The sequence below is a fragment of the Pseudomonas sp. KH_017 genome, from assembly GCF_057840285.1.
Genome location: NZ_CM174509.1, coordinates 622847 through 646062 on the forward strand (window position 1 = coordinate 622847; position 23216 = coordinate 646062).

At 61.5% G+C, this 23216-nt stretch carries 24 protein-coding genes; all 24 read right to left on the bottom strand.

Annotated elements, in window-relative coordinates:
- Nucleotides 1-32: 32 nt before the first annotated feature.
- Nucleotides 33-1733 (bottom strand): urease subunit alpha, encoded by a 1701-nt coding sequence (ureC, locus tag AC3IT6_RS02780; RefSeq protein WP_489354214.1) that lies wholly within the window; start codon nt 1731-1733, stop codon nt 33-35.
- A 141-nt stretch (nt 1734-1874) separates the two neighbouring features.
- Nucleotides 1875-2180 carry an urease subunit beta gene (locus tag AC3IT6_RS02785; protein ID WP_489354215.1) on the bottom strand — a complete coding sequence of 102 codons (306 nt, stop codon included), beginning with the start codon at nt 2178-2180 and terminating at the stop codon, nt 1875-1877.
- Nucleotides 2180-2713: a GNAT family N-acetyltransferase gene (locus AC3IT6_RS02790; protein WP_489354216.1), complete on the bottom strand. Its 534-nt coding sequence runs from the start codon at nt 2711-2713 to the stop codon at nt 2180-2182. Before AC3IT6_RS02790 ends, AC3IT6_RS02785 begins: the two co-directional genes overlap by 1 nt.
- A 6-nt stretch (nt 2714-2719) precedes the next feature.
- Nucleotides 2720-3253 (bottom strand): GNAT family N-acetyltransferase, encoded by a 534-nt coding sequence (locus AC3IT6_RS02795; RefSeq protein WP_223447676.1) that lies wholly within the window; start codon nt 3251-3253, stop codon nt 2720-2722.
- A gap of 9 nt (nt 3254-3262) precedes the next feature.
- On the bottom strand, nt 3263-3565 hold the full coding sequence (locus AC3IT6_RS02800) for an urease subunit gamma (protein WP_223447678.1): 303 nt from the start codon (nt 3563-3565) through the stop codon (nt 3263-3265).
- 171 nt (nt 3566-3736) lie between these two features.
- The gene (locus AC3IT6_RS02805) at nt 3737-4576 is read right to left on the bottom strand and encodes an urease accessory protein UreD (protein ID WP_489354217.1); all 840 of its coding nucleotides are present in this window, start codon (nt 4574-4576) and stop codon (nt 3737-3739) included.
- A gap of 241 nt (nt 4577-4817) precedes the next feature.
- Nucleotides 4818-5516: an urea ABC transporter ATP-binding subunit UrtE gene (urtE, locus tag AC3IT6_RS02810; RefSeq protein ID WP_489354218.1), complete on the bottom strand. Its 699-nt coding sequence runs from the start codon at nt 5514-5516 to the stop codon at nt 4818-4820.
- A gap of 132 nt (nt 5517-5648) precedes the next feature.
- Nucleotides 5649-6518, bottom strand: a complete 870-nt coding sequence (gene urtD, locus AC3IT6_RS02815) for an urea ABC transporter ATP-binding protein UrtD (protein WP_223447682.1) — start codon at nt 6516-6518, stop codon at nt 5649-5651.
- Nucleotides 6515-7594 carry an urea ABC transporter permease subunit UrtC gene (gene urtC, locus AC3IT6_RS02820; RefSeq protein WP_489354219.1) on the bottom strand — a complete coding sequence of 360 codons (1080 nt, stop codon included), beginning with the start codon at nt 7592-7594 and terminating at the stop codon, nt 6515-6517. The genes urtD and urtC overlap by 4 nt, the downstream gene beginning before the upstream one ends.
- The gene (urtB, locus tag AC3IT6_RS02825; RefSeq protein ID WP_489354220.1) at nt 7594-9096 is read right to left on the bottom strand and encodes an urea ABC transporter permease subunit UrtB; all 1503 of its coding nucleotides are present in this window, start codon (nt 9094-9096) and stop codon (nt 7594-7596) included. The genes urtC and urtB overlap by 1 nt, the downstream gene beginning before the upstream one ends.
- 155 nt (nt 9097-9251) lie before the next feature.
- A complete protein-coding gene (gene urtA, locus AC3IT6_RS02830) occupies nt 9252-10517 on the bottom strand; it encodes an urea ABC transporter substrate-binding protein (protein WP_090328640.1) in 1266 nt (421 codons plus the stop codon).
- Between the two features lie 318 nt (nt 10518-10835).
- Complete coding sequence (locus tag AC3IT6_RS02835) at nt 10836-11258, bottom strand: hypothetical protein (RefSeq protein WP_489354221.1); 423 nt, start codon at nt 11256-11258, stop codon at nt 10836-10838.
- A 198-nt stretch (nt 11259-11456) separates the two neighbouring features.
- Nucleotides 11457-12467, bottom strand: a complete 1011-nt coding sequence (locus tag AC3IT6_RS02840; RefSeq protein ID WP_489354222.1) for a FecCD family ABC transporter permease — start codon at nt 12465-12467, stop codon at nt 11457-11459.
- Nucleotides 12464-13423: an ABC transporter substrate-binding protein gene (locus tag AC3IT6_RS02845; protein WP_489354223.1), complete on the bottom strand. Its 960-nt coding sequence runs from the start codon at nt 13421-13423 to the stop codon at nt 12464-12466. The genes AC3IT6_RS02840 and AC3IT6_RS02845 overlap by 4 nt, the downstream gene beginning before the upstream one ends.
- Complete coding sequence (locus AC3IT6_RS02850; protein WP_489354224.1) at nt 13420-14208, bottom strand: ABC transporter ATP-binding protein; 789 nt, start codon at nt 14206-14208, stop codon at nt 13420-13422. The genes AC3IT6_RS02845 and AC3IT6_RS02850 overlap by 4 nt, the downstream gene beginning before the upstream one ends.
- Before the next feature lie 180 nt (nt 14209-14388).
- The gene (locus tag AC3IT6_RS02855; RefSeq protein WP_489354225.1) at nt 14389-15768 is read right to left on the bottom strand and encodes a PepSY-associated TM helix domain-containing protein; all 1380 of its coding nucleotides are present in this window, start codon (nt 15766-15768) and stop codon (nt 14389-14391) included.
- A 110-nt stretch (nt 15769-15878) separates the two neighbouring features.
- Nucleotides 15879-17996: a TonB-dependent copper receptor gene (locus AC3IT6_RS02860; protein WP_489354226.1), complete on the bottom strand. Its 2118-nt coding sequence runs from the start codon at nt 17994-17996 to the stop codon at nt 15879-15881.
- Between the two features lie 192 nt (nt 17997-18188).
- The gene (locus tag AC3IT6_RS02865) at nt 18189-18632 is read right to left on the bottom strand and encodes a DUF2946 domain-containing protein (RefSeq protein ID WP_489354227.1); all 444 of its coding nucleotides are present in this window, start codon (nt 18630-18632) and stop codon (nt 18189-18191) included.
- Nucleotides 18633-18653: 21 nt separating this feature from the next.
- The gene (locus AC3IT6_RS02870; RefSeq protein WP_489354228.1) at nt 18654-19133 is read right to left on the bottom strand and encodes a copper chaperone PCu(A)C; all 480 of its coding nucleotides are present in this window, start codon (nt 19131-19133) and stop codon (nt 18654-18656) included.
- A gap of 46 nt (nt 19134-19179) precedes the next feature.
- A complete protein-coding gene (locus AC3IT6_RS02875) occupies nt 19180-19578 on the bottom strand; it encodes a DUF2946 domain-containing protein (RefSeq protein ID WP_477763624.1) in 399 nt (132 codons plus the stop codon).
- A gap of 110 nt (nt 19579-19688) precedes the next feature.
- On the bottom strand, nt 19689-20012 hold the full coding sequence (locus tag AC3IT6_RS02880) for a helix-turn-helix domain-containing transcriptional regulator (RefSeq protein ID WP_008016808.1): 324 nt from the start codon (nt 20010-20012) through the stop codon (nt 19689-19691).
- A 153-nt stretch (nt 20013-20165) separates the two neighbouring features.
- Nucleotides 20166-20891, bottom strand: a complete 726-nt coding sequence (locus AC3IT6_RS02885; protein ID WP_489354229.1) for a cobalt-precorrin-6A reductase — start codon at nt 20889-20891, stop codon at nt 20166-20168.
- Nucleotides 20888-21985, bottom strand: coding sequence for a cobalt-precorrin-5B (C(1))-methyltransferase (locus tag AC3IT6_RS02890; RefSeq protein WP_489354230.1), 1098 nt, complete (start codon nt 21983-21985; stop codon nt 20888-20890). Before AC3IT6_RS02890 ends, AC3IT6_RS02885 begins: the two co-directional genes overlap by 4 nt.
- Entirely contained in the window at nt 21978-23189 is a 1212-nt protein-coding gene (gene cbiE, locus AC3IT6_RS02895) for a precorrin-6y C5,15-methyltransferase (decarboxylating) subunit CbiE (protein ID WP_489354231.1), read from the bottom strand. The genes AC3IT6_RS02890 and cbiE overlap by 8 nt, the downstream gene beginning before the upstream one ends.
- Nucleotides 23190-23216 lie beyond the last annotated feature (27 nt).

Consider the following 23216-nt stretch of genomic DNA (forward strand, 5'->3'; position numbering starts at 1 on the left):
GGTGTGCGAGGCCTTTGCTCGTGGTTGCCGGTTCAGAACAGGAAGTAACGCTGGGCCATCGGCAAGGTTTGCGCCGGCTCACACCACAGCAGCACACCGTCGGCCTTGACCTGGTAGGTCTGCGGATCTACGTCTATGTCCGGCAGGTAGTCGTTGTGAATCAGGTCGGTTTTCTGCACGTCGCGGCAGCCTTTGACCACGGCGATTTTCTTCTTCAAGCCCAGGGCTTCGGGCAAGCCTGCATCCTGTGCGGCCTGGCTGATGAAGGTCATGCTGGTGGCGTGCAGCGAGCCGCCGAAGCTGGCGAACATCGGGCGGTAATGCACCGGTTGTGGCGTCGGGATCGAGGCATTGGCGTCGCCCATCAGGCTGGCCGCAATGGCACCGCCCTTGAGAATCAGCGTCGGCTTCACGCCAAAAAACGCCGGGCGCCAGAGCACCAGATCCGCCCATTTGCCCACTTCGACCGAACCCACTTCATGGCTGATGCCGTGGGTGATCGCCGGGTTGATGGTGTACTTGGCGATGTAGCGTTTGGCGCGGAAGTTGTCGTTGCCTTGACCATCGCCGGGCAGCGGCCCGCGTTGTTTTTTCATCTTGTCGGCGGTCTGCCAGGTGCGGGTGATGACTTCGCCGACCCGCCCCATGGCCTGACTGTCTGAGCTGATCATCGAGAACGCACCGAGGTCGTGGAGGATGTCTTCGGCGGCAATCGTCTCGCGTCGGATGCGGCTTTCGGCGAAGGCCACATCCTCGGCGATGCTCGGGTCGAGGTGGTGGCAGACCATCAGCATGTCGAGGTGCTCATCAATGGTGTTGCGGGTGAACGGCCGGGTCGGGTTGGTGGAGCTGGGCAGCACGTTGGCAAAACCGCAGGCCTTGATGATGTCCGGCGCATGACCGCCACCGGCACCTTCGGTGTGATAGGTGTGAATGGTGCGGCCCTTGAAGGCGGCGAGGGTGGTCTCGACGAAACCGGATTCGTTGAGGGTGTCGGTGTGGATCGCCACCTGCACATCGAACCGGTCGGCCACGTTCAGGCAGTTGTCGATACTCGCCGGCGTGGTGCCCCAGTCCTCATGCAACTTGAGGCCGATGGCACCGGCCTTGACTTGTTCGATCAATGGCTCCGGCAGGCTGGCGTTACCCTTGCCGGTCAGTCCGATGTTCATCGGGAACGCGTCCGCGGCCTGGAGCATGCGCGCCAGGTGCCACGGCCCAGAGGTGCATGTGGTCGCATTGGTACCGGTGGCCGGTCCGGTGCCGCCACCGATCATGGTGGTGACGCCGCTCATCAATGCCTCTTCGATCTGCTGCGGGCAGATGAAGTGGATGTGGGTGTCGATGCCGCCGGCGGTGAGGATCATGCCTTCGCCAGCGATGACTTCGGTGCTGGCGCCAATGGCGATGTTGACGTTGGGCTGGATGTCCGGATTGCCGGCCTTGCCGATCGCCGCGATGCGCCCGTCCTTGAGACCGACGTCGGCCTTGACGATGCCCCAGTGGTCGATGATCAGCGCGTTGGTGATCAGGGTGTCGACCACCTCGGCAGCCAATAATTGGCTCTGACCCTGGCCGTCACGGATGACTTTGCCGCCCCCGAATTTCACTTCTTCGCCGTAGGTGGTGAAGTCCTGTTCCACTTCGATCCACAACTCGGTATCGGCCAGGCGCACCTTGTCACCGACAGTGGGACCGAACATGTCGGCGTAGGCTTGACGGGAAATCTTCATTCGTTCGCCTTGAGATTCAATTGAATTTGAGACTGTTCGCTTCGCTCACAGATTCGCGAGCAAGCCCGCTCCCACATTCGATCGCGTTCCCCTGTGGGAGCGGGCTTGCTCGCGAAGGCGTCAGTGGGGACATCGCATTACTTAGAGGTCACCCATGATCCGCCCGGCAAATCCAAACACCCGACGATGCCCCGCCAAATCCACCAACTCTACCTCGCGACTCTGCCCCGGTTCGAAGCGCACGGCGGTGCCGGCAGGAATATTCAAGCGCATGCCGCGGCTGGCGGCGCGGTCGAACGTCAGGGCGTCGTTGGTTTCGAAAAAGTGGTAGTGCGAGCCGACCTGGATCGGCCGATCTCCACTGTTGGCCACTTTCAGGCTGATCATGCGCCGGCCGGCGTTGAGTTCGATCTCGCCGGGCTGGATCTGGTATTCACCGGGAATCATCAATGGGCTCCTTGGAGAATCTTGTAGTACAGGGCGGTCGGCTTGTAGCGGCCGCTCGGGTCGCAGGCGTAGTCGGGGATTTCACCGGCGCGGGTATAACCCAGTGATTGGTAGAAGTCTTCGGCGGGCGAACCGGCCTCGGTGTCGAGGTAAAGCATGCCGCGCTTGTGCTGCAGGGCGGCCGCCTCCAGCGCGCTCATCAGTTGCTGGCCCAGCCCGCGACGCCGCGCATGTTCGCGCACCAGCAACTTCTGCACTTCGGCACGGTTCAGGCCGTTGGCTTTCTGGCACAGACCCAGCTGTACGCTGGCCTGCACCTGCTCGTCCTTGACCACCACCCACAGCAACACATTGCCCTTGATCAGGTTGTCCTGGACCTCGTCGAACCAGGCGTGGGCCTGGGTGGTATCGAGGTTAGCCATGAAGCCGACACTGGCGCCATAGCCGACGGCATCGAGCAGCAGGTCGATCAGGCCCTGGCGATAATGCGCAAAGCTTTCAACGTTGACGCGTCGCAGTTGGGCGGGGTTCATGGGCGATCACTCCTTGTTGGTGGCGGGTGGTTGCGCGCCAGGATTGAGGGTCAATTGCATGAAAGTCAGGTCCAGCCAGCGGCCGAATTTGGTGCCGACCTGAGGCATTTGCCCGGTGGTGATAAAGCCGATGCGCTCATGCAAGCGAATGGAGGCGGCGTTACCGCTTTCGATGGCGGCGACCATCACGTGCTTGCCGCAGCCTTTGGCGCATTCAATCAGCGCTTCCATCAGTTGCGGGCCGAGGCCGTTGCCGCGCTGGTCGCTGCGCACATAGACCGAGTGCTCGACGGTGTGGCGGAAACCGTCGAAGGGTCGCCAGTCGCCGAACGAGGCGTACCCGAGCACCATATTATCGGCATCGACAATCACCAGGATTGGATAAGCCTGGGCTTGCCGGGCGTTGAACCAGGCCTGGCGGTTGCCGAGGTCGACCGCCTGCTCGTTCCAGATCGCCGTGGTGTTGAGCACCGCGTCGTTGTAGATGTCGCGGATGGCTGGCAGGTCGGCATGCACGGCATCGCGGATGTGGTAAGTCATGGCGCGGCCTCAGGCGATGGGTTGGTGGACGGTGACCAGTTTGGTGCCGTCGGGGAAGGTGGCCTCGACCTGGATTTCCGGGATCATTTCCGGGATGCCTTGCATCACTTGTTCGCGGGTCAGCAGGGTAGTGCCCAGGTGCATCAGATCGGCCACGGTCTGGCCGTCGCGGGCGCCTTCAAGCAGCGCGGCGGAGATGTAGGCCATGGCCTCCGGGTAATTGAGTTTCACGCCGCGAGCCAAACGCCGCTCGGCCACCAGGCCGGCGGTGAAGATCAGCAGCTTGTCTTTTTCGCGTGGGGTCAGGTCCATTGTTGCAATCCGTATTCGGCAGTTAAAAGGTCATTCAATCTGAGAACACAATCCCTGTGGGAGCGGGCTTGCTCGCGAAAGCGGACTTTCATTCAACACTTATGTCTTCTGACACGCCGCTTTCGTCGGAACGCCGCCCGGAGCAAGCCCGCTCCCACATTGAATCGCATTTCAAGTGTTCCAAATTCGTGGTGGCATGGCTTCGCGTCCCAGTAGCGTCGGACGCAATAAGCGCCACAAATCAATCAACCATCCCCGCGCCAACAACGCTTCACTGGCCAGGCACCGTGCAACCAGCAACCCCGGCAGTTGGGTCAGATCCCCGCGCACGTCGTTAGGCAGTGAGCGGCAGGTTTCCAGCAAGTCGCTATCGATTTCCCCGGTCACCAGCAATGTAGCAAACACCGGCTGCCCATCCAGTCCGATGGGCGAGTCCAGCAAACCGTCTGCCCCGACAATGCGCTGGCGTTCATGCCAGAGCAATTGGCCGTCGCGGCGGATATCCAGCTGCGCCTGGAAGTGCCCAAGATCGAAGCGCTCGCCACTGGCCGGACGGCCCAGGGCCACGACGTCCCAGTAGAACAGCCGCGCATCGTCTTCAAGGTCGATGCAAGTGCTGAGCTCAGCCTGCGCAGCGCTGAAAATGATCGTCTCCTGGGGCAGCCATTCCAGCGTCGCACCGGCCGCCACCTTCAACTTCAGCTGCTGATAGGCGGGGTCGGCGGCGCGATACCACTTGGCCGCGCCGGGGCTGGTGATTTGTGCCCAGGCATCGCGCTCGACGCTGGCCGAGATGTCCAGCCGATCACCGCCGGCAATTCCGCCTGGTGGGTGGACGATGATGTGCTGGCAGACTTCTGGCCCTTCGGCATACAGGTGTTTCTGCACGCGCAACGGACCTTTGTGTCGACGCTGGACCGGGCGAGTGTTGTTGTCGAATCGGGCGTAGCCAAGCTCCAGTTCGGCGTGCCAACTGGGGGTAAACAAGGCGCCAGATGCGGGAAGAGTCATAGTCAGTGCTTATCGTGAGGTCGTCATGATGGTTGCAAAGGCTGTGCCGCAAGAATTCGCAGGAAGGAGGCGTCTATTGATTGTGCTGATGCACCAACGCAGGGCCAATCATGAAATATCGCGCAATAAATTGGTGCGCCTCATCGATGACGAACCGGGTCGACCGGACTTCTCGGTCCGATCACGGCTGATTGGTTTCCTGCCAATCGCTCCCCTCAAGGCCTCACGGAGAGTGATCGACTCAGATCGTGACCAGTCCGCGCACCCCTTCGGCTTCCATGTTCTCGCCGCGCCCCTGTTGCACGATGTCGCCCCGGGACATCACCAGGTATTGGTCCGCCAGTTCGGCGGCGAAATCGTAGAACTGCTCGACCAGTAGAATGGCCATGTCGCCCCGGGCTGCGAGTTTTTTGATCACGGCACCGATCTCCTTGATCACCGACGGTTGGATGCCTTCGGTGGGTTCGTCGAGGATCAGCAGGCGAGGGCGGCTGGCCAACGCACGGCCGATGGCCAGTTGTTGTTGCTGGCCGCCGGACAGGTCACCGCCCCGGCGTTGCTTCATTTGCAGCAGCACCGGGAACAGCTCGTAGATGAACGCCGGCACTTCCTTCGCTTCGCTGCCGGGGAACCGCGACAGCCCCATCAGCAGGTTTTCTTCCACGGTGAGGCGGCCGAAGATCTCCCGGCCCTGCGGCACGTAGGCGATGCCGGCCTGCACGCGCTGGTGCGGCTTGAACGTGGTGATCGGCTTGCCTTCCCAGTTCACGGCGCCTTCCTTGGCTGGCAGCAAGCCCATCAGGCATTTGAGCAGGGTGGTCTTGCCCACGCCGTTTCGGCCGAGCAGGCAGGTGACTTCGCCGACCTTCACGTCAAACGTAAGGCCGCGCAGGATGTGGCTTCCGCCGTAGTACTGGTGCAGTTTTTCGACTTGCAACATTCTCAAATACTCCTCAAATCCCCTGTGGGAGCGGGCTTGCTCGCGAATGCGGACAGACATTCAACATTTGCATCGACTGGCACACCGCTTTCGCGAGCAAGCCCGCTCCCACATGGGTCGGTGTTCACATGTCTATCGACCGAGATAAACCTCGATCACCCGCTCGTTGTCCTGCACCTGCTCCAGCGACCCTTCTGCCAGCACGCTGCCCTGATGCAACACCGTGACGTGGTCGGCAATCGAGCCGACGAAGCCCATGTCGTGCTCCACCACCATCAGCGAATGCTTGCCAGCCAGGCTCTTGAACAGCTCGGCGGTGAATTCGGTTTCGGCGTCGGTCATGCCCGCCACCGGTTCATCGAGCAGCAGCAATTGCGGGTCCTGCATCAGCAACATGCCGATCTCCAGGAACTGCTTCTGACCGTGGGACAGCAACCCCGCGGGGCGATTGACCGATGAGGTCAGGCGAATGGTCTCCAGCACTTCGGCGATGCGGTCTTTCTGTTCGCCGCTCAAACGCGCCCGCAGGCTGGCCCACACCGACTTGTCGGTTTTCTGCGCCAGCTCAAGGTTCTCGAACACGCTCAAGGCTTCGAACACCGTCGGTTTCTGGAACTTGCGACCGATGCCGGCCTGGGCGATCTGCACTTCGCTCATTTGCGTCAGGTCCAGGGTTTCGCCGAACCAGGCCTTGCCGTGGCTGGGGCGGGTCTTGCCGGTGATCACGTCCATCAGCGTGGTCTTGCCTGCGCCGTTGGGGCCGATGATGCAGCGCAGCTCACCGACGCCGATGTACAGGTTCAGTTCGTTCAGCGCGCGGAAGCCGTCGAAGCTGACACTGATGTCTTCCAGGGTCAGGATGGTGCCGTGGCGCGTATTCAGGCCTGGCCCGACGCGTTGGCCAAGGCCGATGGCATCGCGGCTGCTGCCGGCGTCCTTGTTGGGCTCCACAGGAAAAAACGCTGGTTCGAGCATGAATTCAGCGGTTGCAGTGACTCTCATTGCTCACCTCTTTTCTTCAGCAGACCGATCACGCCTTTGGGCAAATACAGGGTCACGATGATGAACAGCGCGCCGAGGAAGAACAGCCAGTACTCGGGGAACGCCACGGTGAACCAGCTCTTCATGCCGTTGACCACGCCGGCGCCGAGCAGCGGACCGATCAAGGTCCCGCGCCCGCCCAGTGCCACCCAGACTGCCGCTTCGATGGAGTTGGTCGGCGACATTTCACTCGGGTTGATGATCCCCACTTGCGGCACGTACAACGCACCGGCCAGGCCGCACAACACCGCGCTCAACACCCACACGAACAACTTGAAACCGCGTGGATCGTAGCCGCAGAACATCAGGCGATTTTCCGCATCGCGCAGCGCGGTCAGTACCCGGCCGAACTTGCTCTGCGCCAGGCGCCAGCCGATGAACAGGCTCGCCACCAGCAACAGTACCGTGGCGAAAAACAGCACCGCACGGGTGCCCGGTTCGGTGATGCCAAAGCCAAGAATGGTGCGGAAGTTGGTGAAGCCGTTGTTGCCGCCGAAGCCGGTTTCGTTGCGGAAAAACAGCAGCATCCCGGCGAAGGTCAGGGCCTGGGTCATGATCGAGAAATACACGCCCTTGATCCGCGAACGGAAGGCGAAGAAGCCGAACACCAAGGCCAGCAAACCCGGCGCCAAAACCACCAGGCACAGGGTCCAGAGGAAGCTGCTGGTGCCGGTCCAGAACCACGGCATTTCGGTCCACGACAGGAAGGTCATGAACGCCGGCAAGCCATCGCCCGAGGCCTGGCGCATCAGGTACATGCCCATGGCATAGCCGCCGAGGGCGAAAAACAGACCGTGGCCGAGGGACAGCAGGCCGGCGTAACCCCACACCAGATCGAGCGCCAGTGCGACGATGGCGTAGCAAAGAATCTTGCCCACCAGCGTCAGTGTGTAGGCCGAAACGTGCAGCGTGCTGTCGGGCGATAACAGCGACAGCAGCGGTAACGCCAGCAGCACAACGAGGATCACTGCACCGATGGCAATCGAGACTTTAGGGCCGGCTTTTTGGGTCGCGGTAACGAGCAGGGGCTGGTTCATCAGTCGATCACCCGTCCTTTGAGTGCGAAGAGGCCTTGCGGACGCTTCTGGATGAACAGAATGATCAGCGCGAGGATGAGGATCTTGCCGAGCACGGCACCGATCTGCGGTTCGAGAATCTTGTTGGCGATCCCCAGGCCAAACGCCGCCAGCACGCTACCGGCCAACTGACCGACACCGCCGAGCACCACCACCAGGAACGAGTCGATGATGTAGCTCTGGCCGAGGTCCGGGCCGACGTTGCCGATCTGGCTCAGGGCCACGCCACCGAGGCCGGCGATGCCCGAGCCGAGGCCGAAGGCGAGCATGTCCACGCGCCCGGTCGGTACTCCGCAGCAGGCGGCCATGTTGCGGTTCTGGGTGACGGCGCGAACATTCAGACCAAGGCGAGTCTTGTTCAGCAGCAACCAGGTCAGCACCACCACAAACAGCGCGAAGGCAATGATCACGATGCGGTTGTATGGCAGCACCAGATTGGGCAACACCTGAATCCCGCCCGACAGCCACGCCGGGTTGGCCACTTCGACGTTCTGCGCGCCGAACACCAGGCGAACCAGCTGAATCAGCATCAGGCTGATGCCCCAGGTGGCGAGCAGGGTTTCCAGCGGACGGCCGTAGAGGTGGCGAATCACCGTGCGCTCCAGCGCCATGCCGATGGCTGCGGTGACGAAAAACGCCACGGGCAGCGCGATCAGCGGATAGAACTCGATGGCCTGCGGCGCGAAGCGCTGGAACATCAACTGCACAACATAGGTCGAGTAGGCGCCGAGCATCAGCATCTCGCCGTGGGCCATGTTGATCACGCCGAGCAGGCCGAAGGTGATCGCAAGCCCCAGGGCGGCGAGCAGTAGAATCGATCCCAGTGACATGCCGCTGAATGCCTGGCCGAGCATCTCGCCGACCAGCAGTTTGCGCTTGACTTGAGCGAGGCTGGTTTCGGCGGCGGTACGCACATTCGCGTCGGTTTCAACGCCCGGCTCCAGCAGGCTTTCCAGGCGTGTGCGGGCCAGCGGATCGCCAGTTTCACCGAGCAGGCGTACAGCGGCGAGGCGCACGGCCGGGTCGCTGTCGACCAGTTGCAGATTGGCCAGAGCCAGGCTCAATGCGGCGTGAACGCCTTCGTCCTGTTCGCCCGCCAACTGCTGGTCGAGGAATTTCAACTGCGCCGGCTTGGCACTTTTCTGCAATTGCTGCGCGGCGGCCAGACGGATTTTGGTGTCGGCGGCGAGCAACTGATGACTGGCCAGGGCCGTGTCGATGAGACCCCGCAGGCGGTTGTTCAGACGCAACGTTTTCGGCTGGCCGTTGATGCTCAACTCGCCTTGTTGCAGGGCGTTGATCAATTCGATACGGGCCGGATCGGGTTGCGCGGCCCAGGACTCCAGTAGTCTGGCTTGTTGCACGGGATTGGCGGCGACGAACTCTTCGGTGTCACCGGCGTGAGTGGCCATTGGCAGCAAGAGTGCGATCGCCAGAAGAAATCGGTACAGGGCAGTGGGCATAGAGAGTCGCCTTGCTCGGACTAAATGTGGGAGCGGGCTTGCTCGCGAAGACGGTGTGTCAGTCACATAGATGTTGGATGTGCCGCCGTCTTCGCGAGCAAGCCCGCTCCCACAGGGAGTTGTGTTGGGCCGGAACAATCGTCAGGCCCAATGGCTTAGTTGCTCTTCACCGCATACTCCGGCTTCTTGTCGTTGCCCGGGATGAACGGGCTCCACGGCTGGGCGCGGATCGGGCCTTCGGTCTGCCACACCACGTTGAACTGACCGTCGGCCTGGATCTCGCCGATCATCACCGGCTTGTGCAGGTGGTGATTGGTCTTGTCCATGGTCAGGGTGTAGCCGGACGGCGCGGCAAAGGTCTGGCCGGCCAGGGCTTCGCGGACTTTGTCGACGTCGGTGGATTTGGCTTTTTCCGCCGCTTGCGCCCACATGTGGATGCCGACATAAGTGGCTTCCATCGGATCGTTGGTGACGGCTTTGTCTGCACCCGGCAGGTTGTGTTTCTTCGCGTAGGCTTTCCAGTCATCGACGAACTTCTTGTTCACCGGGTTCTCGACCGATTCGAAGTAGTTCCACGCCGCCAGGTTGCCCACCAGTGGCTTGGTGTCGATGCCGCGCAGTTCTTCTTCGCCGACCGAGAACGCCACGACCGGAACGTCGGTGGCTTTCAGGCCCTGGTTCGCCAGTTCTTTATAGAAGGGCACGTTGGAGTCGCCGTTGACGGTGGAGATAACCGCCGTCTTGCCACCGGCCGAGAACTTCTTGATGTTGGCGACGATGGTCTGGTAGTCGCTGTGACCGAACGGGGTATAGACCTCTTCGATGTCCTTGTCGGCCACGCCTTTGGAGTGCAGGAACGAACGCAGGATCTTGTTGGTGGTGCGCGGGTAGACGTAGTCGGTGCCGAGCAGGAAGTAGCGCTTGGCGCTGCCGCCTTCTTCGCTCATCAGGTATTCAACGGCAGGGATCGCCTGCTGGTTCGGCGCCGCGCCGGTGTAGAAGACGTTTGGCGACATCTCTTCGCCTTCGTATTGCACTGGGTAGAACAGCAAGCCGTTGAGTTCTTCGAACACCGGCAGTACCGATTTGCGCGACACGGAAGTCCAGCAACCGAACACCACGGCAACCTTGTCCTGGGTCAGCAGCTGACGACCCTTCTCGGCGAACAGCGGCCAGTTCGAGGCAGGGTCGACCACCACCGGCTCCAGCATCTTGCCGTTCACGCCGCCCTTGGCGTTGATCTCGTCGATGGTCATCAGCGCCATGTCTTTCAACGACGTTTCGGAGATCGCCATGGTCCCGGACAACGAATGCAGAATACCGACCTTGATGGTCTCGGCGGCCTGGACAGTCCAGGTCATGCCCATCGCGGCGATGCTTGCCGAGAGTGTGAAAGCCTTGATCAAACTGCGACGCTTCATTGTGCGATCTCCATGAACTTATGAGTTTTCTTGGTTGGCAGATGCGGACTACTGAAGGTGTGTTTTGCAAGGGCTGTGCCCGGTCGGCAAAAGGCAGGGAAATGTCGTTTTAGAGCGGTTGAGCGGTTTGATGGCGCACCATGAAGGATCGCGTCTGGCGCGTTGGTGCGAAGAGCTGCGCCAGATTGGGGCGGGTAGTATCGATCAATTGTGGGAGCGGGCTTGCTCGCGAAGAGGGTGTGTCAGACAACATGAATGGCAACTGAAACACCGCATTCGCGAGCAAGCCCGCTCCCACAAGGTCAGCGGCGCATCAACTCAGCTTTTAATGCAGGTTTCAAAACCATGTCCGCCCCCTTCGTACTCCGGGCCGTAGTAGTACTTGGTAAATGAAGTTTTCCCGTCAGGAGTATTAGCAATTTTCGCAATCCCGACGCCGTAATCCTTGAGCGACGGATCCGTATGGGCAAAGTAAATCGCCAGGGAACTCAAGTTGGCGGCAGCAAATCCGTCATACCGGGAGTTGTCGAGCAACGTCAGCGTAAAACCGTAGGCACCGTGTTCGCCGGTACTTTGTTCGGCATTGAGCTTCATGTCGACAACACCTTCAAACGCACCGATATGGCTGTCCATTCCGGTGCATTGATACCGGCCGCTGTAGTCAACGCCAGTAAAGGGTGGCTGCACTGCCCATGCGGGCGCTGAAGCAAGTGCAATGGATGCGATGAACTTCTTGAACATGTTTACCTCTTTCCGCTCTTGTAAGAGTTTTGGCGATTAAGGTGTAGGAATAATCGTCATTGAAGTGAGCGAGCGTTTTGTAGTTGAACTCGCGAGTGCGGAGTATGAACATGATGGTTAACTTGTTAAGCGTTAACTCAATACGAGGTTTTTCCAAGCGTAAATGCAATTTTGAAATTTTTTTAATTAAAGATGGTGTTAACGACGTCGCATCAACCCGATGAAAAACAACCCGCCAATCGCCGCGGTGGCAACGCCGATGGGCAAGTCTTCGGGGGCGATCAGTGTCCGGGCGGCGACGTCGACCCAGACGAGAAACAGGCTGCCGAGCAACACGCACACCGGCAACAATCTTCGGTGTTCAGCGCCGACCAGACGCCGCGCAATGTGCGGCACCATCAGCCCGACAAAACCGATCGAGCCGCTGATCGACACCAGCACCCCGGTCATCAATGACGCAATCAGAAACACTCGCAGGCGCACGCTGCGTGCATTCAGGCCCAGGGTCACCGCAGTCTGTTCGCCGGCCATCAGCGCATTCAGCGGTCGCGCCATGCCCAGCAGCAAAATCAGCCCGAGCAACACACAGGCTGTCGGCACCGCCAGCAGCTCCCAGCGTGCCAACCCGAGCCCGCCGAGCATCCAGAACATCACGGCCGAACTGGCTCGATGGTCGCCCATGAACAGCAGCAAATTGGCAATCGCCATCATCACGAACGACACCGCCACGCCGCACAGCAGCAAGCGGTCACTGTCGAGGCGACCCTGGCGACTGGCGATCATCAGCACCGCCAGCATGCTCAGCAATGCACCGATGAATGCCGCAATCGGCAAGGTCAGCAGGCCAACGATTTCACCGACATGCAGCACCACGATCACCGCGCCAAGTGTGGCGCCGGAAGTCACGCCGAGCAGGTGCGGGTCAGCCAACGGGTTGCGCGTGACCGCTTGCAGTACCGCGCCGATCAACGCCAGCCCGGCGCCCACCAATGCGCCGAGCAGCATGCGCGGCACACGAATCAGCCAGACGATATGCTCTTGTCCGGGGTTCCAGTCCGGCACACCGAAACCGAACAGTTTGTGCAACAGGATGCGCCACACCACATCCAGCGGCACCCGTGCCGGGCCGAAACCCAGGGACACCACGCATGACACCAGCAACAGGGTGCCGAGGGCGATCAGCAACAGGGCGTAGCGACGGTTGATCATTCGCCGTGGAAACCCTTGGCCAGGGTTGCGACCGCCAGCACGTTATCGATCCCCGGCGTGGCCTGCACGTAAGGGATGACGATGAAGCGCTGGTGCTTGATCGCGTCCACCGATTGCAGGGCCTTGTTGCTCAGCAGGAATTGAATCTTCTGTTCGGCAGTGATTTCGCTGTAGTCGACAATCACGATCACCTGCGGATTGCGCTCGACCACGGTTTCCCAATTGACCCGGGTCCAGCTCGCGTCGACATCCTCCAGGACATTGCGCCCGCCAGCGGCGTCGATCAGCGCTTGCGGCATGCCCAGGCTTCCTGAGGTCATGGCCCGGTCTTCGCCGCTGTCGTACAGGAAGACCCGCGGTTTTTCCGCGGGCAGGTCTTTGCCGATGTCCGCCACTTGCGCCTGCATGTCTGCGATCAGGGCATTGGCGCGGTCCTGCACGTCGAAGATTCTGCCGAGGTTGCGCAGGTCGTTGTAGGTGTCTTCGAGGCTGGCCGGCGGGCGTTTCATCACGAAGGCGCAGGATTCGCTCAGCTCGTACACATTGATGCCCAGCGGTTGCAGGGTTTGTGGCGTGAGATCGCCGCCGATACGCATGCCATAGTCCCAGCCGGCGAAGAAGAAATCGACGTTGGCATTGAGCAGGGTTTCCACCGACGGGTACTTGGCCGCCAGTTCCGGCAGGCCTTCGAGAATACCCTGCATCTCGGGCGTCACGGCCTTCCAGCCACTGATGCCGCTGTAACCGGCCATCTGCGGTTTGAGGCCGAGGGCGAGCATCATCTGGGTCATGTTGATGTCGTGGCTGAGGGCGTGTTGTGGTGCCTGCTTGAAAGTCACTTCGCGGTTGCAGCTTTTGATTGTCAGCGGGTAACGGGTGGCTTCGGCCAATGCCTGGGCGCTGCCCAGCAGCATCACGAGAGGGAGGCAGCAGCGCAGCAGGGAACGCAAGGTCATGGTTGGGTTATCCAGGTGATTCGTGGGTAGCCGTGCAGTGGATGTTCATCGATCAGCGCTTGGACGCCGAACACATTGTGCAGCAGCGCAGCTGTCAGGACTTCATTCGGTGTGCCGCTGGCGACGATACGACCATGGTTGATCACGTACAGCCGATCACAAAAAGCCGCCGCCAGATTGAGGTCGTGGATGCTTGCCAGGGTGCCGATGTTCAAGCGCGTGACCAACTGCAAAAGCTCAAGCTGGTAACGCGGGTCGAGGTGGTTGGTCGGCTCGTCGAGGATCAGCAATTGTGGTTGCTGGGCCAGGGCGCGGGCGAGGATGACTCGCTGTTTTTCACCACCGGAGAGAGTGGAGAACCCGTGGTCTTCAAAGCCCTTGAGGCCGACGGATTCCAGGGCCTGATTGATCAGGTCGCGGTCTTCAAAGGTGTCGCCATCGAACAAGCCTTTATGCGGGGTGCGGCCCATGGCGACCACTTCCTCGACGGTCAGGCCAAAGGCATCAGGGAACTCCTGCAACACCACGGCGATGCGTTGCGCGCACCAGCGCGAGGATTGTTTCCAGACGTTCTGGTGATCGAGTCTGACCTCGCCGCTTTCGGGTTTGCTGAAGCGCCAGGCACAGCGTAACAGGCTGGTCTTGCCGCTGCCGTTGGGGCCGATCAGACCGACGAATTCACCGGCAGCCACGTGCAGAGAGGCATCGCGCAGATGGAATTGGTGGTGGCAATGGCCGTGGCCCAGTGGGGACCAGGTGAGGTTTGTGAGGTTCAGCGAGGTCATGCAGTGGCTCTTGAGGTGATGCTGATGGCCCCTTCGCGGGCAAGCTCGCTCCCACAGGAATTGCGCAAATCCTGTGGGAGCGGGCTTGCCCGCGAAGGAGCCCGAAAGGACACCCTGAATGCGAGAGGGTGACGCGCGGGGGAGTTTACAGTGCCTTTCACCCCACGCATCTCACCTGTTTCATGATGAAGATGAGGCGCTCTCAGTCTGCCGGGTGAAGCGCGACAGCAGCACACGATCCAGCACCCACACCGCCACCAGCGAAGCGCCCACCAACGGGAAGGCTACCGCCAGGGCGAACATGATCACCATCGCGGTTTTCCATTTCGGCAGGTCGTGGCGCAGCGGCGGCACGCCGAGTTTTCCTTGCGGGCGGCGCTTCCACCAGATCACCACGCCGCTGACCGCGCTGAGCAAAATCATCAGGCAGATCAGCAACACGACGATCTGGTTGAACACGCCGAACATCTTGCCTTCGTGCAGCATCACGCCGATTTCCGTGGCGCGGGCGACGGTGCCGTAGTGCTCGAAACGTACATCGGCCAGGACCTTGCCGGTGTATTGATCGATGTGCAGCGTGGCGTCATTGCGCGGGTCGTCGGCGAACAGGGCGATGGTGAACACGCCGGTTGCAGTGGTCGGCAGGGTGATGCTGTAACCCGGTTCGACCTTGCGCTCTCTGGCGATGTTTTGTACGTCCTGCAGGCGGATGGTCGGCGAGGCCGGGCCGGCCGCTGCACCGTCGTGGGCCATGTGCTCGGCATGGTCGCCGGACATCGGCATCGGCGTGTTTTCCATGGCCCACGGCACGGTCTGGCGGGTGGCGGTGTTGAGGCTGCGCGCCTCGATATCGGACTTCGGCACGTCATCCCACATGGCGGCCGGGAACACGTTCCACACTTCGGCGTATTGCTTGCCCCAGAAGCCGGTCCAGGTCATGCCGCTGAGCAGCATCACCAGCAGCAGGGACGCGCCCCAGAACCCGGTGACCGCGTGCAGGTCGCGCCACAATACGCGACCACGACTGTTCAGGCGTGGCCACAAAATGCCTGCCGCCTGACCGCGCGGCCACCACAGGAAGATGCCGGACACCACCAGCACCACGCCCCAACCAGCGGCCAGTTCGATCAGCCGATCGCCAATGGTGCCGATCATCAACTCGCCGTGAATCGACCGGGCGATGGCTTGCAGGTTCTTTTTGGCGTCTTGCTCGCCGAGGATGTCGCCGTGGTACGGATCGACGAAAACGTTCAGCTCCTTGTCATCGTTGAGCACGACAAACTGCGCGCTGCGCTCGGCGTTGACCGGTGGCAGGTATTGGGTGACCTGGCCTTGTGGATAAGCTGTTTTCACCCGTGTCAGCAGGTCGTCGGCCGGCACGGTGTGATGACCGGCCGGGACGTTGAGCAGGCTGCTGTACATCAGCGAGTCGAGCTGCGGTTTGAACAGGTAGATAGTGCCAGTCAGGGCCAGCATCACCATGAATGGCGCAACGAACAACCCGGCATAGAAATGCCAGCGCCACGCCAGGTTGTAGAAATTCACTTTGGGCTGTTTCATCACGTGTGCTCCGCTTGGCTGGATCTTTTAGTTGTTTGTTTTGCGGTTGCTGCGCAACCGTTCGCGGGCAAGCCCGCTCCCCTGTAGGAGCGAGCTTGCTCGCGAAGCTTTTAGAAACTCATGTCCACCTTGGTCCAGAGCGTTCGCCCCGGCTCCTTGATGGCTTGCGGGTCATTGGCGGGGTAGCCGAAACCGGCGTTGCCGGCCAGGTTCAAGTGCTCGGCGTAAGCCTTGCCGAACAGGTTGTCGACGCCGCTGCTGACCTTCCAGTTGTTGTTGATCCGATAGGCACCGTTGAGGGAGAACACACCGAAGCCCGGCGTCTTGTCGAAGTCCTTGCCGACCACGTTGCCCTTGTTCTGATCGATGCGGTTTTGCGCGGCAACCACTCTCCACAGTGCGCCGGCGCTCCAGTTGTCTTCGCTATAGGTCAGGCCGAAACGGGCATCCAGTGGCGGCATCTGCGGCAATGCATTGCCATCGCTGCTGTTCTTGCCCCAGGCGTAGGCCAGGGTCGCGTCGGCGTTCCAGTTTTCGGTGAAGTTGTAGGCGGCGCCCAGTTCGCCGCCCATGATTCGCGCATCGATGTTTTCGGCTTGCGAGGTCGTACCCATCATCGTCGGGGTGTAGTTGAACAGGATGTAATCGCGCACCTGCCCGATGTAAGCCGAGGCCCAGGCTTCGAGGGATTCGGTTTTGTATTGCAGGCCGAAATCGAGCTGGGTGGTTTTTTCCGGCTTGATCGAATCGAAGGCATTCACCGAACCGGCGGGGCCGGACTTGGGTGAAAACAGCTCCCAGTAATCCGGGAACCGCTGGGTGTGACCGAGGCCGGCATACAAGGTGGTCGGGCTGTCGGCCAGGTCATGCTCGTAGCGGATGAAACCGCTCGGCAGGGTATCGGCGCGGGTGTCGTCGGCGGTCGGATTCGGGCGGGTCATCATGCCCGAGCCGATGGTCTGCCGAAAATCCTTGGCCGAGGCGCGGTCCAGGCGTGCGCCGCTGATCAGGCGGTCACGGTCGGCGGCGTACCAGGTCAGTTCGCCGAACACACCGTAGTTATGGAAGTCGGCATCCTTGGTGTAGGGCAGGTTCTTGTAGGTGTCGACGCCCATGGCGCCGCGCTGGCGATGCTCGTTGGTCTGCGCGTCAATGCCGCTGACCAGCTGTACATCGGCCCAGCGCCAGGTGGCCTTGACCCGGGCGCCGAGGGTGCGGCGGTCGACGTTGGAGGCCATGGGCCCGGCCATCATCCCGGTACCGGACGGCGTGCGCAGGGTGTAGTTGTCCATCACGTGGTCGGCGTAGTTGTAGTAGACCTGCGCCTCGACCTTATCCAGTACCTCGCCGATATTGGACTGCTCGAAGCGCAGGCCGAGGCTCTCGCGCAGGAACTGCGAACCGTCCATGCCGCGCCCGGCGTAGCGGGCTTCACCGTCGCCACGGCCGGCGGTCAGCTCCAGCAAGGTGTCGGTATTCGGCGTCCAGCCGACAGCCACGTCGCCGTTCCATTTGTCGTAGCTCGACGCCACGGTGTCGTTGTTGCCGTCCTGGTAGTCGTCGGAGTGCGCGGTGTTGCCAATGACCCGCACGTAACCTGACTGACCGCCGGCTGCGGCGTCCACCAGTTTGTCGAAGCGACCGTAGGAGCCGGCCAGCACGCTGGCGTTGACCCGTGTGCCGAGTTCGCCGAAGTGCTCCGGCTCGCGGTCGAACAGGATAGTGCCAGCCGAGGAACCCGGTCCCCACAGCACGGTTTGCGGGCCCTTGATTACGGTGAGTTTGTCGTAGGTTTCCGGCGAGATGTAGGAAGTCGGGGCGTCCATCCGGCCCGGGCAGGCACCGAGCATCATGCCGCCGTTGGTGAGGATGTTCAGCCGCGAACCGAACATGCCGCGCAGTACCGGGTCACCATTGGTGCCGCCATTGCGCACCATGGCAAAGCCGGGGATGGTTTTCAGGTAATCGGCGCCGTCGCTGGCCGGTACCGGCTGGCGCGGGTCCTTGGGGTTGGTGACGATGGTCAATGGCGAACTGGGCGCAACGGCGGTAATCACCGTCGGGCTCAGTTCTTCAGTGTGACCGGAATGTTCATCGGCCAGCGCAGAGGGCGCCAGCAAGGCACCGCACAGGATCGCGGTGGCGTGCCTGAAACGAACGGCGGATTCGTTTAGGGCATAAGAGGCTTGGGCAGGGCTCAAGCACGGGACAGCGGAAAACCGGGACATGACAATTTCCATCGAACAGTCGTAAACGACACGGCCGGCAGCCTGAAGCTGTCCCTGTGGGAGCGGGCTTGCTCGCGAAAGCGGTGTGCCAGACAACATCAACGTTGACTGACACTCCCTCTTCGCGAGCAAGCCCGCTCCCACAGGTTGCGTTGGCTGTCTTGCGGACCGTGTGAAATCAGAAGTGAGTGTTTACGCGACGACGGGCGGGGCGCGGGTGCGGGCGCCGGGGAAGAAGGTTTGCCGGGCATGGCCCTGGCGCGCAGAGGGTGTGGTGAAGGTGTTGACGGGCGCGATGACGAAGTTGGCGAAAGACACGCCACCGGTCAGCGCCGGGCAATTGAGCAGCAGGCTGCAATAGCCACACTTTTCCCACAGCACATGGTGCCCGAGGGCAGGCGGGCAGTGCTCGGCGGCGGCTTGCGTGGCATGGTCGGCATGTTCCATCGCCGACATGTCCATGCTCATACCCGCAGGCATGCTCATTGACATGGCGCGCGAATCCATCGGCATCGACTGAGAGATCAGAGGGCCGATGAAGATCATCAACATGGCGAACAGGCTGATCCAGCTGCCGCGTGTCAGGCTCAATGCCTGATTGCGTGACCTGGATGACCTGGCGCTAAGCGGGCGCATGGGCGTTTTCAGTTCAGGCGATTACGGCTTGTGCACGTGCGCTTGCATGGTGTCCGGCGCCTGCTTCTGCACCGCGACTTCGACCGTCACGTCACCGGACTTCTCGAAGTGCAGCGTCATGGGGAAACGCTTGCCGTCAACAAGCAGGCTGCGGTCCTTGAGGCCCAGCAACATCACGTGATAGGCCATCGGCGCGAAGGTGACCTCGCCTCCGGCGGGCACTTCCACGCTCGGTACGTGCTGCATTTTCATCATGTCGCCTTGCATCACGTGCTCATGCAATTGCGCTTCGCCCGCAATGGGGGTGTCGACGCTGAGCAGGCGGTCGGCGGTCTTGCCTTCATTGTTGATCACGAAATACGCCGCAACGGTGGGCGCATTGGGTGGCAACTCCTGGGACCACGGATGCGCGATTTCCAGTTCGCCGACTTTGTATTCGTGGGCATTGGCAAAGCAGGCAGGCAGCAGCAACGCAGCCAGAACGATGAGTTTGTTCAACATGGCAGTTCTCCGGAACGATTTAAAACGCAGTCAATTGCGAGAAAAATCACACCAGAGGGGACGCGCGGGGATTGAGACTCGGCCATTGCTGGCGCGGTGACGGGCTGTCGAGCGAGGTGGCGGGCAGGCTTCGGTTGGATTCGAAGTGCGCGAAATACAGCTGTGGCGAATGCCCCGGCAACGCCACCAATGGCGCAGAACCCGAGCAGCACCAGCAATGCTGCATGTTGGAATGATCGTCGTTTTGCGGGGCTTTCTGTTCAAGGTCCCCGATGGAAATCGCCACCATCCTGGTGCCGCTGGAGCTGCAGAAACTGCCCCACAACAACTGTTCGGCAGGTGAATTTGCCGTTTGCGCCATCGCTCCGGACATCGGCATGGCGAGCATGTTGAACAGCACTGCGAAGCAGGCTATCCAGGCAATTGCGAGCCGTTGTCGGGACATGGGACAAAATCCGTTTGGGTGGGCGATCAGGCGCGGGCTATTTAGCCTGATCAGGGCCGATAAGTAAAAAGGCGGCGTGCGGTTTGGTGTCGCAGCAAAAAGACGTCAGCTCAGTGCGCGCGTACCGCATGTACTTGTATTTCTACTCCAAGCGTAGCGCGAATTACGGCGAATATTGCAGCCAGGTTGTCCATGCTTGGGTTGCCTTTGGCGGACAACATTCGATGGAGGCTTTTGCTGGGCTTTGCCGTTTCCTTTGCCAGTTCTTCAAAACCAACGGTGGCGTTGATGAGGTCGCGCAGGATGATCCGCGCCATTTCGGGTTCGCCGTTAAGAAACAGAGTAGCAGCCTCATCCAACAGTGCCTGGGCGAACTCGGGATCACGTTGGGCACGCTCGGCAATGGTGTGTTTGTAGCTTCGGGTGAGCGCCATGACGTTATCTCCGGTGTCGTTCAGTCTTTTTTATAGACACTCGGGTATCAAGGGGGCTGGTTTCGTTGTCCTGTACGTATTCTTCGAGTGTGATCACAGGCGGCCCTGATGGTAACAAATAGGTTACTTATCATGCAAGCCAATGATCCTGACCTAATGAGCGAAGACTGACAACGCACCAAGTGTTTCCTCAGGCGTCAGGAACTCCCGATCAACCCCCGGCAACACCGGCCGCTTCAAGACAATCACCGGCACACCACGCTCACGCGCCACTTCCAGCTTCGGTTCGGTCGCCGTGCTGCCACTGTTCTTGCTGATCAGCACATCGATGTTTCGCCGTTCGAACAACTCACGTTCATCGTCGATCAGGAAGGGTCCCCGTGCGCCGATCACTTCGCAGCGATCGTTGCCCGGATACACATCCAGTGCGCGCAGGGTCCAGAACTGCTCCGCAGGAATTTCGTCCAGGTGTTGCAGGGGCTCGCGACCGAGGGTGAACAGCGGCCGACGGAAGGGCTTCAGGGCTTTGATCAGTTCGGCCCAATCGCTGACTTCCCGCCAGTCATCACCCGCCTGGGTTTGCCAGGCCGGACGCCGTAACGCCCAGCAGGGAATGCCGCTCAAGCGCGCGGCGGTGGCGGCGTTCTGGCTGATTTGGGCAGCGTAGGGGTGAGTGGCATCGAGCAGCAGATCGATGCCTTCATCGCCAATGAACTGCGCCAGACCCTCGGCACCGCCGTAGCCGCCGACACGAACCTGGCATTGCAGATCGGTTGGCACCCGACCGACACCGGCCAGGCTGTAGATATGCTGCGGCCCCAGCGTGCGGGCAATGGCCATGGCTTCGGTCACGCCGCCGAGCAACAGGATGCGCTTCATTGAAAGGCTCCCGCATGGCCAACAATCCCGCCCTGGCGATCGATGGCAAAGACTTCCACCTGAACCTGCGCCGGCACCACGCTACGGGCAAAATCCAGGGCGTGCTGACAGACTGCATCACCCAGGGCGACCCCGGCTGCGGCGGCCATGGCCAGTGCCTGCTGGCTGGTGTTGGCCTCGCGGATATTCTGCTGCAACGCCGCATCGGCACCGACCTGCGCCGCCCATAGCGCCAATTGCGGCAGGTCAATGCTCGAATGGCGACTGTGCAAATCCATGTGCCCGGCCGCCAGTTTGCTGATCTTGCCGAAACCACCGCACAGGCTGAGTTTATCCACCGGTACTTTGCGCAGGTGCTTGAGCACGGCGCCAACGAAGTCGCCCATTTCGATCAGGGCGATTTCCGGCAGGTTGTAGACCCGGCGCATGGTGTCTTCACTGGCGTTGCCAGTGCAGGCGGCGATGTGCAGGTAACCGTTGGTTTTCGCCACGTCGATGCCCTGGTGGATCGAGGCGATGTAGGCCGCGCAGGAAAACGGCCGGACGATGCCGCTGGTGCCGAGGATCGACAGGCCACCAAGAATGCCCAGGCGCGGGTTCATGGTTTTCAGTGCCAGTGCTTCGCCGTTCTCGACATTGACCGTGACCTCGAAACCGCCGCTGTAGCCGAGCTCGTCGGCCAGTCGGGTCAAGTGTTCGCTGATCATTTTGCGTGGCACCGGGTTGATCGCGGGCTCGCCGACACCCAGCACCAGCCCGGGCCGGGTCACGGTGCCGACGCCGCGACCGGCCTTGAAGCGAGTCCCCGGTTTGCTGCTCAGGCGCACCTGGGAGTAGAGCAGGGCACCGTGGGTCACGTCCGGATCGTCACCGGCGTCCTTGAGGGTTCCCGCTTCGGCGCCGTCCTCGGTGAGGCGGCAGAACTCCAGGCGCATCTGCACTTGTTTGCCCTTGGGCAACACGATTTCCACCGCATCGGTCGCTGTGCCATCCAGCAGCAGACGCGCGGCGGCGAGGCTGGTGGCCGTGGCGCAACTGCCGGTGGTCAGGCCACTGCGCAGGGGGGCGGGTTGTTCGGCGGTTTCGTCACGCATCGAAGGGCTTCGTCACGTCCAGCAAGGTAATCGGCAAGGCCTGGCGCCAGGTGTCGAAGTCGCCCAGCGGTTGTGCCTGGGCGATATGAATGCGGGTCAACTCCCCGCCGTGTTGCTCGCGCCAGGCCATCAGGGTCATTTCACTTTGCAGGGTGACTGCGTTGGCAATCAGCCGGCCACCGGGTTTGAGTCCGGCCCAACAGGTATCGAGCACGCCGTCGCGGGTGACACCGCCGCCAATGAATATCGCATCCGGCCGCTCCAGTCCGGCCAATGCCTGTGGCGCGCTGCCGCGAACCAGTTGCAGGCCGGGAACGCCGAGGGCATCGCGGTTATGTTCGATCAACGCTTGTCGGCCCGCATCCGCCTCGATGGCCAGTGCGCGGCAACCGGGGTGGGCGCGCATCCATTCGATGCCGATCGAGCCACTGCCGGCGCCGACGTCCCACAACAGTTCGCCAGGGACCGGGCCCAGGCGCGCGAGGGTGATGGCGCGTACATCGCGTTTGGTCAGTTGGCCGTCGTGCAGGAACGCTGAGTCCGGCAACCCGGCCAGTCGCGACAGGCGCAGCGTGTTCGGCTCGGCGATGCACTCGATGGCGATCAGGTTCAGGTCGGCGATCACAGGATCGGTCCAGTCATTGGCGATACCGTCGACACGTCGCTCGGCTTCACCGCCCAAATGTTCGAGCACGGTTATCCGGCTCGGACCGAAACCACGTTCACGCAGCAGTGCGGCGATGGCGGCGGGGCTGCTGCCGTCGTTGCACAACACCAGCAAGCGCACGCCACTGGACAATTGCGCGCTGAGTGCGGCGACGGGGCGGGCAACCACCGACAGCATGACCACTTCCTGCATGGGCCAACCCATTCGCGCCGCGGCCAGTGAGCAGGAGGACGGCGCGGGAAGCGTCAACATCTCGGCTGCGGGGAGTTGCCGGGCGAGGCTGGCGCCGACGCCGAAGAACATCGGATCGCCACTGGCCAACACGCAAACGGGTTCGCCACGGTGCGACAGCAGCGACTCAAGGCAGAAGGGGCTCGGCCACGGCTGGCGCTCGCCGCGTATGCACGGCGGGAGCAAATCCAGATGCCGCTGGCCGCCGAAGATTTTCGCGGCGCGCAACAGCGCATGCCGGGCGTTTTTGCCCAGGCCCTTGAAACCGTCTTCGCCGATGCCTACTACCGTCAGCCAGGGTGTCATGCCATTCCTCAATCACGCGTTCAACGT